Source organism: Paenibacillus sp. FSL L8-0470 (genome assembly GCF_038008625.1).
Lineage (GTDB): Bacteria > Bacillota > Bacilli > Paenibacillales > Paenibacillaceae > Paenibacillus_AQ.
In genome coordinates this window covers 420628-433393 of record NZ_JBBOZM010000001.1, presented here as the reverse complement: position 1 = coordinate 433393, position 12766 = coordinate 420628, and the positions used below count along the sequence as shown (strand labels likewise).

The following is a 12766-nucleotide window of genomic DNA, read 5'->3' as shown; positions in this document are numbered from 1 at the left end:
CGACGTAGTATTGAATAGTATATACGCCGGAGGTTGCCTATGACGTTCAATCCAAATGACAGCCTGGCATGGGCCGGGCGGTTCAAAAACAAAGATAAAAAGGCACTCGCAGAAGCGATTGATCTCTTTGGCCCCGATGTGCAGAGACTGGTCCGGCGTATTCTGTCCGGCACCGGAAGCGCGGAGGATGTTGAGGAATGTGTGAGCGATGTGTTTATGGCGGCATGGAGCGGAATCAGCCGTTATGAGCCCGAGCGTGCCTCCTTCCGCACCTGGCTGTTCCTGCTGGCCAAATACAAAGCACTGGATCTGAGGCGCAAGCTGCTGCGCCGGGGCGGAACCGGGGAAGCAGCTGCTGCCGGAGCTGCACGGAACGAAATTTCCGCCGAACAGGAAGTTCTTTCCCGCGAGACGGCCAGTGAATTGATCGGCTGCGTGCAGCAGATGGGCGAACCGGACCGCAGCCTGTTTCTGCGCAGATATTTCCTCTATGAGAGCCTTGATCAGCTTGCGCAAACCTTCAGTCTCAGTAAAAAGGCAGTCGAAAGCCGCTTATACCGTTGCCGGACGCTGCTCAAGCAGGCGCTAGGCCTGTCTGAGAGTCAGGGAAAGGAGGCGCAACATGGCCAAAGACATGAAAATTGAGGAACAGCGCCTGTTCGGAATGATTGATTCTATGAACTTCAGTGATGCGGAGCTTGCCTTAGGTGTACTGCCGGAGATTAACCAAGGTCCGCACCTGGCAGACGAAGAGGAGACAGCTTCGCTCGCCCGCATCAAAGCACGTACACTTGCCCGTCTGGAGCCTGAAGCCGCTGTCCACACCGTCCGTTCCTTCGCCCGGAGATCCCGGAGGCGGAATATCTTCGCGGCCGCAGCAGCGGTAATACTCATTGCTGCCGGTATGCTCGCCTTCTCTCCTGAGGTACAGGCCGGGTTAAGAAAGGCGCTGAGTTTCCTTCCTGGCTTCGGCACCGTCGTGGAGAACAGCCCCGGTGACCGGATCTATGTGCTGGGCAAACCCTATGATATTGCTCTGGGGGACGGAAGTCTGACCGTAGATGCCGTTCTCCTGCAAGAGCTTGGCGGGAGTATTACGCTTCGCGGCCGGAAAGTCCCTGAAGTCAGCGAATTTGAGGCAAATATCGGCGGCAACCGCTATACTTTCACCTCTTACATGCGTTCGTCCTCGGAGAGTGAGTGGTACGGCAGCTACAGTTCAACTCAACCGCTGCAACTGAAGAAGGATAATCTTCTAACCCTGCATCTGGTCGGCACAACCGTTGGTCCGTTACAGCTCACCGCTCCGAAGACAGCTGAGGAGCTCGGGGAACTCGGCGCAAGCGATATACAGCAGGATGTGCGGATTACTGCTTTTCCGGTGGACCTTGGCGGCGGGCTTGTCCGTGTCCAGTTATTGCCCACTCTGACGGCGGAATCCGGGCTGACTGTCCATGCTTACGGACTGGAGCCGCTGGTCCCTGGATCAGGTCTCTATATAGAGAACGCAGCAGGAGAAAAGGCGGCACTGGAGCAGCCTGAATCCATGTCCTATCCTTCCGACTTCCGGTTTCATGAGACTGCCGGGGCGGGCGCTTGGCCTTATACGGTCTTCATTCCTTATATTGAAGTTTCAGATCATGACGCTGTATCTGCAGAAGTAGAGATTCCGCTGCCTGATATCGGCCAGGAGCAAATGCTCCACACACGCGCGGAAATCGCGGGCTTTCCGGTAGAGTTCACCCGCATTGAACGTACCGGCGAGACGGCTGCCAGCGTCGATGTGAATGTGAATTTCAATGCCGCAAAGCTGCGGACGCTGAAGCATTTTCTTATTCGCTATCCGGGGCAGGCGGACAACAGCTCGTTCTCTTGGGTGAATATGGACCAGACCTACGGCGTGATGAAGACCCTCCATTTAGAAACAAAACCCGGGGAGGATAAGCTGCGTTTTAAGCTGTCCGAGCCGCATTTTCTGCTCAAAGGGCCGTGGCGCCTGCCGCTGAAGCTTGATAGCTAAGCAGAGTTGCTACTGGACAACTATGGAGCAGGCGTCTATAATACACCGTAAGAACACAGCAATACCTATAACTTCATAGTACCAGGGGTGCTGGAATTGGCCGGCTGAGATTGTATCCCACAAGATACTGACCCTTATACCTGATCTGGATAATGCCAGCGTAGGAATCGTCAATCGCTTACGGCCGTTTATGGCCCAAGCCACAACCTTGCGCAAGTAACTGGTGTCCCGATTCTCGGGGCACCTTTTTTGTATGGGACTATTCAGAATTTGGAAGACTAGGGTTGCTGGAAGGAGAGAAGAAGAGAAATGGGAGTCACAAAAGTATTAAAGCTCAGCCTCACCTGCATGCTGGTCTTTGCCATTGCCGGATGCGGCAATAGCAATGGGAACTCCGGGGGGAATGCGGCAGAGACTGCCGGGAACAGCACCGCTGCTCCTGAAACCACTGCCGGGGCAGCAACGGACGCTCCGAAGGAGCTGACCAAGGTCAAGGTCGCGCTGGACTGGACGCCGAATACGAATCATACCGGGCTTTATGCGGCAAAAGAGCTGGGCTATTACGAAGAGGAAGGGCTGGATGTTGAAATCGTGCAGCCGGGCGCTGCCGGTTCCGACACGATGGTTACCTCGGGCGAAGCCGCTTTTGGCATCAGTGCCCAAGAGGCACTGACGCTGGCCCGCCTGCAGAAGGTGCCGCTTGTGTCCATCGCCGCTATCATTCAGCATAATACCTCCGGGTTCGCTGCACCGAAAAACCGCAATATTAAGACACCGAAGGATTTCGAAGGCAAAACCTACGGCGGCTGGGGTTCCCCTGCCGAAGAAGCGGCCATGAAAGCCATTATGGACCCCGAAGGCGGAGATGTGAAAAAGGTGAAGCTGGTGAACATCGGTGAAGCGGACTTCTTCACCGCCGTGAAACGCGACATTGATTTTGCCTGGATCTTCTATGCCTGGACCGGGATTGAAGCGGAGCTGCGCGGAGAACCGCTCGACATGCTCTACCTCAAGGATTATGCACCCCAGCTCGATTACTACACGCCGGTACTGACTACGAGCGAGAAGGAAATTGCCGAACATCCGGAGCTGGTGAAGACTTTCCTTAAGGCTACCTCGAAAGGTTATCAATACGCCATTGATCAGCCGGAGGAAGCCGCAGCCATTCTTTCCAAAGCTGTTCCTGAGCTGGACCCCAAGCTGGTCCTGGCCAGCCAGAAATGGCTCAGCCCGAAATACAAGGATGATGCCGTCCGCTGGGGCGAGCAGAAGAGCGAGGTCTGGCAGGATTACGCCGACTGGATGTATGGCCTGAAGCTGCTCGATCAGCCGCTGGATGTTCCAAGCACATTTACGAATGAGTTTTTGCCAGCTAACTGATTAAGGATGAAGTGATTTAAACTGAGAGGATTGATATATTGTGGCCAATACATTGCTAAGCATTCAGGTAATTCCCAAAACTCCGAACAACGAGGATTCGATTCCTTACGTGGACAAAGCCATCGAAGTGATTCAGAAATCCGGTGTAAAACATCAGGTGAACCCGCTGGAGACCACGATGGAGGGCGACATCACCGAGCTGCTTGAGGTTGTGCGCCAGATGCATGAAGCGCTGATTGCCGCAGGCAGTCCGAGCGTCATCTCCCAGATCAAAATCGCCCATAACCCGAATGGAATCAGCATGGACAAACTGACGGAGAAATACCGGCCGTGAGATCGTATTGGAAACAGATTTGGCCGCCCCTTGTGGCGGTCGTCTTTTTTCTGGGGTTATGGCAAGTTTCGGTATCCCTGTTCCATATCGAGTCATGGATCCTTCCCAGCCCAAGCGATATCGCCCGGGAAACCTCGGGCAATGCTTCCGGCATTTGGGCACATACAGCGGCTACGCTGCGCCTTACCCTGATCGGCTTCCCCATCGGCACAGGCGTGGGTCTTATTGTTGCCCTGCTGCTGCATCTGCTGCCTTGGCTCAAGAGAGCTCTCTACCCGCTGCTCATTCTCAGTCAGAATGTGCCCTCGATTGCGCTCGCGCCGCTGCTGATTATCTGGTTCGGCTTCGGGCTGCTGCCGAAGGTTGTCCTGATTACACTTGTCTGCTTCTTCCCGGTTTCAGTCGCCGCCATGGGCGGCCTGATGCAAAGCGACCGGACCATGCTGAACTATATGAAGATGGCCGGCGCGAACAAATGGCAGATCTTCACCAAGCTGGAGCTTCCGGGCTCCCTGCCCGCCCTGTTCTCGGGGCTTAAAATTTCGGCCACCTACGCCGTAATGGGCGCTGTTGTCGCGGAATGGATCGGAGCTGACAAGGGCATCGGCTACTACATGCTGCTGCAAAAATCCGCTTACCGCACAGACCGCGTATTCGTCGCCATTGCCATCATCGTGCTGCTCAGTCTTGTGCTGTTCGCACTTATCGCGCTGCTGGAGAAATGGCTGGTGCGCTGGAAGCCGCGCAAAAGTTCCTAGAAAAGGAGGATGGCCGACAATGCCGCATATTACAGATAACCCGCCATCCGGCACTGAAGCAGCCGGCATTCCTGAAGCCAGGACCTTACCGCCTGCACTTGAGGTAAAAGGAATCTCCAAAACCTTCACCCACCGCCGCCGCGAAACCCGCGTGCTGGATAACGTATCCCTTACAGTGCGGCCGCAGGAATTCGTCTCGATTGTCGGACCCTCAGGCTGCGGAAAAAGCACTTTATTCCATATTATCGGGGGCCTGGAGCTGCCGGATGCCGGAACGGTAAGCATGAACGGCAACCTTGTTACAGGGCAGCGCGGAGAGATCAGCTACATGCCGCAGCAGCCCGCGCTGTTCCCTTGGCGAAGCATCGAGGACAACGTCCTGCTCGCCGGTGAGCTTAAGAGCGCGCCGCAGGCTGCGGCGCGGGAAACCGCCCGCCACTGGCTGGCCAAGGTCGGCCTTGGCGGCTTCGAGCGGGCCTACCCGCATATGCTGTCGGGCGGCATGCAGCAGCGGGCTGCCTTCCTGCGGGCGCTGCTCGCGCCGCAGGAGCTGATGCTGCTGGACGAGCCGTTCAGCGCGCTGGATGCGCTGACGCGCAGCGAAATGCAGCGCTGGCTGCTGGAGCTGTGGGAGGAGAACCGCCGCTCCGTGCTGTTCATCACCCACAACATCGAAGAAGCGCTGCTGCTCTCCAGCCGCATCTATGTGTTCTCTGGACGTCCCGGCTCCGTCCTGCATACGGTCGATGTCCCGTTTCCCCGGCCGCGCCGTGAGGAAATCGCCGATTCGCCGGAATTCCTCCAGCTCAAGCGCCAGCTGTCACAGTGGATGCGGGAAGAGCAGGCGAAGAGTTCCAAGTAGTCTTAAGCGATATCCGCTTAACAGCCTCTACAAAAGACCAGCCGCCCTATGAACCGGACGGCTGGTCTTATTAATATGTAGTTATTTCAAGATAACGGCACACGAATGCGCACTGATTCAGCAGCGCAGGGCTCAGCAACACAAACAAAAGGAAACTTGTCCGCTAATTTTATATAAAACCCACTTAATATTGATTTAGAGGGAATTACTACCTGTATTATTCAGTAATTAGGCCATTTTTCCATTTCTCAAGGAATTACCGGTAGTAAATCCCTCTGATTACCCATCATTCTGTCGGTGGCAAAATTAGCGGGACCCTTTCCCTTTAAGCTATAGGCATACATCGGCTCCACAAAGAGACTAATAGCCCCCTTCCCGCCGCTCCATATAGCATTCAGCCTTATCACAATTTATCCGTACATAACCAGTAACAATCCACCTGTAGCACGCCCGCCACAGCATTCGGGAATATCAAGAAATAATAAACGCCTAGATCCAGCCCTTCTCCTCAGCCAGCCGTACGGCTTCGATCCGGCTTTTCACTTCCAGCTTACCCAGAATTTCCGAGATGTAATTGCGGACTGTGCCATACGAGAGGTGCAAACTCCCGGCAATTTCACCAGCCGTCTGCCCTGCACCGGCCAGCCGCAGAATCTCCCGTTCACGGGAGGACAGCGGATTCTCTTCCCGCAGGCTGCCGAAGACCAGTTCCGGAGAGACCTCACGGTGTCCTTCCATGACGCGCCGGATCGCATCCGCCAGCTTGTCGACCGGCTCGTCCTTCAGCAGATAGCCCTGAATCCCGGCCTTCACGCCCCGTTCGAAATAGCCCGGCCGGGCAAAGGTCGTCAGGATAATGATCTTCGTCCGGCAGCCTTTGGCTTTCAGCAGCTCCGCAACCTCCAGCCCGCTCTTCAGCGGCATTTCGATGTCCATAAGACACACGTCCGGCTCCAGCCGCCCGATCAGCGCAAGGGCCTCTGCCCCGTCACCGGCCTCTCCGAGAACCTCAATGTCCTCCTCCAGGTCAAGCAGCGAGGCCATCGCCCCGCGCAGCAAACGCTGATCCTCGGCGATTACAATGCCTATCATGCCAATTCCCCCTCCTTATGTTCCTTGATAATCCTCGGAATTACTACAGATAATGCTGTCCCCTTGCCCGGATTGGAGCTAAATGTCATGGAGCCGTCAACGAGCGATAACCGCTCGGCCATCCCTTTCATTCCGTTGCCTTCGCGGCGTTCACGGCCTGCTCCATCAGGAGTGAGGCCGATTCCGTTATCCTCAACGGTGATCCGCACCGCCCCCTCCGTCAGTGCAATTCCGATTCGGCAACGGGTGGCTTGGCTATGCTTCACTATATTTGTCACCGCCTCCTTGATGCAGAGGCTAAGGATATTCTGTGTCAGGTCAGGCACGTCCTCCAGCGACACCTCCCCCTGCACTTCAAGGGCGATCTCCGCAGCCCGCAGCATTCTCCCGGCCTCTGCCAGTTCCTCGGCTACGGTAACTGCCCGCATCTCCGAGACCAGCTCGCGAACCTGGCGCAGTGCCGCACGCGAGGTGCGCTGAATCTCCCTGGCTTCGGCCTGCGCGCGCTCCGGGTCCTTGGCGACAAGCCTCTCGATTAGCTGGCTTTTCAGCGTAATCAGCGACAGGGTATGGCCCATCGTATCATGCAGGTCCCGGGCAATCCGCATCCGCTCTTCGCGTTTGATTAGCTCCTCGATGACTTCATTAGCCTGATCCAGCTGTTTCTCCAGTATTTTCCTACGCCCTAGAGATTTTATCCCAAACGGAGAGACCAGCATGATAATTAAAAAAGGAAAAAAGAACAGCAGGTCATATGGATTCATCCCCCATGCCGCTATAACCAGTGGTATCAGAATCACGCCGCAAAAAACTACATAAGCTATCTTAAACTCTCTCTTGCCGGCATACCAGCCGACAAAGTTGGAAGAGAAAAAGCCCATGAAAAAATTAACCGGGTTGTAGCATAGGCTCAGCACCACAATCAGCAGCATTTGCAGCCCCAGCCAGTAGTTAAAGGCTTTGTCACCGGCCCAGTATAACTGGCGGTATGTCACGGCGAAGAGCAGCAGCAGAGCTGCTCCAATGATCAGCTTCAGACCCCGCTCCTCCTGCAGATTAAAGGCCGGAAGCAACAAATAGAACATCCATACAAAAGGGAAAAAACCGTATTTTTGCGGGAACAACCGAAACTTCCTGCCTGACAACATGCATTACACCGCTTCCTGTTTTTTTCGAATATACAGCGATAGTAACATAAATATTGCCAGATAGCCGAGCAAAATCAGCACACCGCTCCACTGTGGATGGCCTCCGCGTACAATCTCCCACGCCCCGTTTCCATAATTATAAGAAGGCAGCCAGCGGCCGATCCGCTGCATCAGCTCCGGAAGAATATCCAGCGGCATCCACATGCCGCCCGCCAGCGCCAGCCCCATATAGAGCACATTGCTGACACCGCTTGCCGTGTCTACCCGTTTCATAAAGCCGACAAGTGTGCCCAGTGCCAGAAAAGGCAGGGAGGCGACAACAATCCATAATCCGCTGAACAGCCACTGCCCTGGAGTCAGGGACACCCCGTTCATCACATAACCAGCGGCAAATATGCATACCACGGAGAAAAGCTGCATCATCATCTGAGCGAACATTTTGCCGGTGAAATAGACATAGGACGGCAGCGGAGTAATGCGGATAAAGGTGTTCCAGCCCTGGGTCCGCTCCTGCACAAGCCGGATGCCCAGCGTCATGATCGCTGACCCCATTACACTGAACGCCGCCATCGACATCAGATAATGAGCCTGCCAGAGGGCAGCGTCGTCCATGCCTGTATTCACCACTTTAGTGAAGATGAAATAGAACATGATCGGCATGACCAGCGACCAGAACACATAATAAGGATTGCGGAAGATCCGCAGCAGCTCGGACTTGCATTGGTTGATCATTATTTTCATGGCTTGACGCCCTCCTCCGGTTGAATCGTCAATTGCTCAAAGGCCTCATCCAGCCGGCCCTGATCGATGCGGACATCCTTCACTTCAAGCCCGCCGGTAAAAATTGCACGGAGCGCCTCGTCCGTATTCTCTGTCGTGACCACAATCCGGCCGTCCTTATCGTACATTTCCTCGACCGCCGCCAATTGCCGCAGCCGTCCGCGCAGCTCTTCAGGATCGCTTGCTGCCAGAAAGGACAGCGATTGCCGCACAATTCTCCCCTTAATCTCATCCGGGCTGCCGTCCGCCACCAGCGCGCCTCGGCTGAACAGCAGAATCCGGTCGGCAATATCCTCGGCCTCCTGCAGATAGTGGGTCGTGAAGAGGATCGTCTTTCCTCCAGCGGCCAGTCCGCGTACCCTGTCCCAGAAATGCCGCCGCGCTGTAATATCCATCCCAACCGTAGGTTCGTCAAAGAACAGCAGATCGGGATTGCCCGCCAGGGCCAGGGCGAAATTCAGACTGCGCCGCTGGCCGCCGGAGAGCTTCTCGGCATACCGCTGCAGATCGGCCTTGGCCAGGCCCGTCGCCTGCAGCAGAACCTCCATAGCCATGGGCTGCGGGTAATAGCTGCGGATCAGAGCGATGATCTCCCGGACCTTCAGCCGGTCCATTACGCTTACTTCCTGCAGCATGGCCCCCGTTTTTTCCCGGACCAGCCGGCTTCCGGGCGGAAGCCCGAACACCTTTATACTGCCTTCCGTCTGCTCCTTCAGTCCAAGCAGCATGGATAACACGGTTGTTTTCCCCGCCCCGTTAGGCCCCAGAATCGCAGTAACCGACCCCCTGCTGATCTTGAAGCTAATGCCGTCCACCGCTTTTTTGCCGTGAAATATCTTGCTTACCCCATCCATTTCGATCACGTTGTCTATACCGTCCATGTCCGTTCCCCCCGTATCTTAAGCCCTGATCTATATTTCTATGGTATAAAAAATGGGGAAATGAGATCAGTATGGACTGTCATTCCTTTGAGATGACAACTGTCACCTGGCTCTAAACGCATAGCAAAAAGCCCCGGCACCAAACGGCAAGCATTTGGCATGAGGCTCTTTGGATCGCTTCAAGAAGCTTATAACCATGCTATTTTTGCATGAATCCCTTTTCCTGCAGAAATTCCTTCATATGCATGCGGGCCGGCTCCGCGAAACGTTTAGCCATCATAGCGGACCAGGGTGCATCACTCTGTCCGCCCGTCCGCTCACGCATATATGCACTCGACACTTCGTCATAAGCTGCAACTTGCCCGGCAGTTTTGGCCTTGTCATAGCCGTTCCGGTGCAGTACAGCTTCCAGCGGAAGACGCGGACGACGTCCGGAGGCCCCGGCAGGATAGCCGAGACACATGCCGAATACCGGATAGACCCGTTCAGGAAGATTCAGCAGCTCCGACAATTCGGCGATATTGTTGCGGACTCCGCCGATGTAGACGATGCCCATGCCTAGCGATTCTGCAGCAATGGCAGCGTTCTGCGCCGCAAGTGCTGCGTCAACGGTGGCAACAATGAAATTTTCAGTGGAATCGAAGGATTCGGCTGATTGCAAATAGGGTGCCGTTGTTTCATGCAGCCGGTACAGATCGGCACACCAGACCAAAAAGACCGGACACTGCTCGATATAAGCTTGATTGCCCGAGAGAGCGGCAAGCTGTGCTTTAAGCCCGGGCTCAGTGACTGCGATGACACTATAGGCCTGAACATTGCTGGAGGTCGAGGCCATCTGGCCTGCGCCGATGATGGCAGCAAGCTGTTCTTCACTTACCGGCTTGTCCAGGTACTGGCGGACGGAGACATGCTGGTTTAATAATTCAAGGGTTTCGTTATTCGGTTTCATGATCTGTTCGCCTCTCTTTTCTCCTTATTAGCCACAAACAAATGAATATAGGCCACACTCTTACCATCCGCCCCCGCGTTTCACTTCTTCGACAATGGCCTTGACGCCTTCGTCGATCTGGTCCAGCCGGGCGCGTGAAATGCTGATCCGCATAAACTTCTCCCGGTTCCCGTAACCGGTCATATAGAATCCCTTGCCTGATACGACGCTGATCTTTCTCTGCGCAAGCCGCTTGACCACACGATCCAAATTCACTGTCTCCGGCAGCTTATACTGCATGTAGATCCCGGAGCTGTCCGAAGACACTTCAATCAGACCTTCCGTATTGTGCTGCTGGAGTGCCTCATACATTGCACTGATTCTTTCGGCATACAGAGCTTTTATTTTGTGCTTGTGATGCTCATACATGCCATTCCTGATATACACCTCAAGAGCTGCCTGGGACAATAATGAATTGTCCGTGTATCCTTTATACGCGCAGAATGTCTTAAACAGGGTTTCCGGCACAACAGCCGCACCCAGCCGGAGGCCCGGAAAAATGATTTTGGAATAGCTTTTCAAATAAATAACATGTGAAGTCTGGTCATACGCATAAATAGGATCAAAGCGCCGTTCTGCACCCAGGTCTGCCATATAATCATCCTCAACGATGTACACATCGTATTTGCCGGCCAACCGGGCAATGGCTTTCCGTTCCTCCGTACTGAGAGAGGTTCCGAGCGGATTATGATATCTGGGCATGGTATAAAAGAATTTGATCCCCCCGGCTCTGAACCTCTCCTCCAGCTCCCGCAGATCAATACCGGCTGCCGAACGGGTAATCCCGCTCACCGGCATCCCCTCAGCCTCCAAATAACGCAGGTACAGATCGTATCCGGGCTGTTCAACAAGGATTTCTGTCCCGCCATTCGGAAATGGCATCTTGGCAAGTACCTCCAGCGCCTGCTGGGTTCCCGAAGTGATGATAATCTGCCCCACTTTGGCAAAGACCTGATATTCCGCCAGATGGGGCACAAGGGTCTGGCGCAGCGTACCCAGTCCCAGCGTATCTCCATAGGTGAACAAGTGGTATTTGTGCCTGTCAATCGCTTTATTGAGACAATGCTGGAAATCCAAATATGGAAACACATTCAGATCGGGCGAGGCCGAGGCAAAATCAATCGTCTCCCCGCCCCTGGCAGGTCCCGCATCTTCAGACCTTTCAACCATGTAGTATCCGCTCTGCGGAATAGAATAAATCGCATGTTGTCTTTCCAGCTCCCCGTATGCCCGCAGAATAGTGCTGATGCTGCAGCCGTAGAAATCTGCACTGCTACGCACAGAGGGCAGTTTTTGCCCCGGGCTGTATTGCCCCTCTCTGATCCGGTTTTCCATATCGGACAAGACCGAAAGATACTTTTTCATAATGCGCCTCCTGAATGGCCTTCTACACTAAGTAAGTTCATGTTACCACTATTCGTCTCTATTCATTATATAGCAATCAACAAACTGTATCGGTACAGTCATAGAAAAACAGTATTGTTCGCGCAGGCATTTCCCTTTAATTTTAAAGTAACAGATAAGACGTTTAGACGATCCTGTCCTGTTAACGAAAAGGAGATGCTACTATGCCGCAAAAAGGACTCAAGCTGGCTTATATATTTGCCGTGCTTAACGCAGTTATTATCGGATTCTCATTCTTATTCACCAAAGTAGCGCTCGGTCATGCCGGACCGCTCGATACGTTAACCTACCGCTTCGCGGCTTCGTTTATAGTGATGTCGATCCCGGTTGCCTTCGGCTGGGTCAAAATATCCTACAGCGGCAAGCCGATTGGTAAAGCACTGCTGCTGGCAGCCATGTACCCGCTCGGATTCTTCACCCTTCAGGTATTCGGACTCCAGCATGCCAGCTCTGCCGAGGGAGGAATTCTCTATTCTTTCACCCCGGTTGTGACGATGATCATCGCCTCTATATTTTTGAAAGAGCGCACGACGCTTCTGCAGAAGCTGTGTATCTTCCTGTCCGTATTCGGCGTTGTGTTCATCTTTGTCATGAAAGGGAGCAGTATTAATCTGTCCAACATGACCGGGATTGTGTTGTTATTCCTGACCTGTCTGGCCTTTGCCGGATACAGCGTACTGGCCCGGTCACTCTCCAAGCATTTCAGCCCCACTGAACTCAGCTATTTGATGATGGGAATTGGCTTCGCCACATTCCTGATCATTTCGCTTACCGGACATGTGTCCAGCGGCACGCTTGGCGATTTCTTCAAACCGCTCGGCAGCAGCACCTTTATCTTGTCTACCCTTTACTTGGGTATTATAGCGTCGCTCGTCACCACCCTAACATCAACCTATATTTTGTCCAAAATCGAAGCTTCCCTTATGAGTGTGTTCACCAATCTCTCGACCATCGTCTCCATTGCGGCCGGGGCGATCTTTCTCGGGGAAAACATCACTGTGTATCACTGGATCGGATCGTTCCTGATTATTGCAGGGGTTATTGGCACCAACCGTCTGGGACGCAAGAAAGCCGCCGGGGCTTAATGCCCGGCGGCTTTTTTATCCGTTCTGCTCCAAG

13 protein-coding genes and 1 riboswitch are annotated in these 12766 nt (G+C 54.1%); of the genes, 7 read left to right on the top strand and 6 right to left on the bottom strand.

The features are described from left to right. Positions 1 to 39: 39 nt before the first annotated feature. From NST99_RS02030 to NST99_RS02005, 6 genes are all read left to right on the top strand, one after another. Entirely contained in the window at positions 40 to 645 is a 606-nt protein-coding gene (locus tag NST99_RS02030; RefSeq protein ID WP_341089420.1) for a sigma-70 family RNA polymerase sigma factor, read from the top strand. Next, entirely contained in the window at positions 623 to 2020 is a 1398-nt protein-coding gene (locus tag NST99_RS02025) for a hypothetical protein (protein ID WP_341089418.1), read from the top strand. Before NST99_RS02030 ends, NST99_RS02025 begins: the two co-directional genes overlap by 23 nt. 73 nt (positions 2021 to 2093) lie before the next feature. Then, positions 2094 to 2204: riboswitch (TPP riboswitch) on the top strand. A 125-nt stretch (positions 2205 to 2329) separates the two neighbouring features. Beyond that, positions 2330 to 3400, top strand: a complete 1071-nt coding sequence (locus tag NST99_RS02020; protein WP_341089416.1) for an ABC transporter substrate-binding protein — start codon at positions 2330 to 2332, stop codon at positions 3398 to 3400. A gap of 40 nt (positions 3401 to 3440) precedes the next feature. Continuing rightward, positions 3441 to 3734 (top strand): thiamine-binding protein, encoded by a 294-nt coding sequence (locus tag NST99_RS02015; protein ID WP_038585151.1) that lies wholly within the window; start codon positions 3441 to 3443, stop codon positions 3732 to 3734. Then, on the top strand, positions 3731 to 4492 hold the full coding sequence (locus NST99_RS02010) for an ABC transporter permease (protein ID WP_341089414.1): 762 nt from the start codon (positions 3731 to 3733) through the stop codon (positions 4490 to 4492). Before NST99_RS02015 ends, NST99_RS02010 begins: the two co-directional genes overlap by 4 nt. 19 nt (positions 4493 to 4511) lie before the next feature. Continuing rightward, a complete protein-coding gene (locus NST99_RS02005) occupies positions 4512 to 5354 on the top strand; it encodes an ABC transporter ATP-binding protein (protein WP_341089412.1) in 843 nt (280 codons plus the stop codon). Positions 5355 to 5843: 489 nt separating this feature from the next. On the opposite strand, the gene NST99_RS02000 is transcribed toward NST99_RS02005, so the two are convergent. From NST99_RS02000 to NST99_RS01975, 6 genes are all read right to left on the bottom strand, one after another. After that, positions 5844 to 6446, bottom strand: a complete 603-nt coding sequence (locus NST99_RS02000; protein ID WP_341089410.1) for a response regulator transcription factor — start codon at positions 6444 to 6446, stop codon at positions 5844 to 5846. After that, the gene (locus NST99_RS01995) at positions 6443 to 7531 is read right to left on the bottom strand and encodes a sensor histidine kinase (RefSeq protein WP_341089409.1); all 1089 of its coding nucleotides are present in this window, start codon (positions 7529 to 7531) and stop codon (positions 6443 to 6445) included. The genes NST99_RS02000 and NST99_RS01995 overlap by 4 nt, the downstream gene beginning before the upstream one ends. Positions 7532 to 7597: 66 nt before the next feature. After that, complete coding sequence (locus NST99_RS01990; protein ID WP_341089407.1) at positions 7598 to 8335, bottom strand: ABC transporter permease; 738 nt, start codon at positions 8333 to 8335, stop codon at positions 7598 to 7600. Continuing rightward, complete coding sequence (locus NST99_RS01985; protein ID WP_341097524.1) at positions 8332 to 9246, bottom strand: ABC transporter ATP-binding protein; 915 nt, start codon at positions 9244 to 9246, stop codon at positions 8332 to 8334. Before NST99_RS01985 ends, NST99_RS01990 begins: the two co-directional genes overlap by 4 nt. 208 nt (positions 9247 to 9454) lie before the next feature. Beyond that, positions 9455 to 10204, bottom strand: coding sequence for an oxygen-insensitive NADPH nitroreductase (nfsA, locus tag NST99_RS01980; RefSeq protein ID WP_341089405.1), 750 nt, complete (start codon positions 10202 to 10204; stop codon positions 9455 to 9457). 60 nt (positions 10205 to 10264) lie between these two features. Then, a complete protein-coding gene (locus tag NST99_RS01975; RefSeq protein WP_341089403.1) occupies positions 10265 to 11608 on the bottom strand; it encodes an aminotransferase-like domain-containing protein in 1344 nt (447 codons plus the stop codon). A gap of 203 nt (positions 11609 to 11811) precedes the next feature. Here NST99_RS01975 and NST99_RS01970 point away from each other — a divergent pair, with 203 nt between their 5' ends. Beyond that, entirely contained in the window at positions 11812 to 12732 is a 921-nt protein-coding gene (locus NST99_RS01970) for a DMT family transporter (protein ID WP_341089401.1), read from the top strand. Positions 12733 to 12766: the final 34 nt, after the last annotated feature.

What these genes read in the sequence shown, in the direction of transcription:
- NST99_RS02030 (WP_341089420.1), top strand. Translation starts at nt 40, where the DNA reads ATGACGTTCAATCCAAATGACAGCCTGGCATGGGCCGGGCGGTTCAAA.
- NST99_RS02025 (WP_341089418.1), top strand. Translation starts at nt 623, where the DNA reads ATGGCCAAAGACATGAAAATTGAGGAACAGCGCCTGTTCGGAATGATT.
- NST99_RS02020 (WP_341089416.1), top strand. Translation starts at nt 2,330, where the DNA reads ATGGGAGTCACAAAAGTATTAAAGCTCAGCCTCACCTGCATGCTGGTC.
- NST99_RS02005 (WP_341089412.1), top strand. Translation starts at nt 4,512, where the DNA reads ATGCCGCATATTACAGATAACCCGCCATCCGGCACTGAAGCAGCCGGC.
- NST99_RS02000 (WP_341089410.1), bottom strand. Translation starts at nt 6,446, where the DNA reads ATGATAGGCATTGTAATCGCCGAGGATCAGCGTTTGCTGCGCGGGGCG.
- NST99_RS01995 (WP_341089409.1), bottom strand. Translation starts at nt 7,531, where the DNA reads ATGTTCTATTTGTTGCTTCCGGCCTTTAATCTGCAGGAGGAGCGGGGT.
- NST99_RS01990 (WP_341089407.1), bottom strand. Translation starts at nt 8,335, where the DNA reads ATGAAAATAATGATCAACCAATGCAAGTCCGAGCTGCTGCGGATCTTC.
- nfsA (WP_341089405.1), bottom strand. Translation starts at nt 10,204, where the DNA reads ATGAAACCGAATAACGAAACCCTTGAATTATTAAACCAGCATGTCTCC.
- NST99_RS01975 (WP_341089403.1), bottom strand. Translation starts at nt 11,608, where the DNA reads ATGAAAAAGTATCTTTCGGTCTTGTCCGATATGGAAAACCGGATCAGA.
- NST99_RS01970 (WP_341089401.1), top strand. Translation starts at nt 11,812, where the DNA reads ATGCCGCAAAAAGGACTCAAGCTGGCTTATATATTTGCCGTGCTTAAC.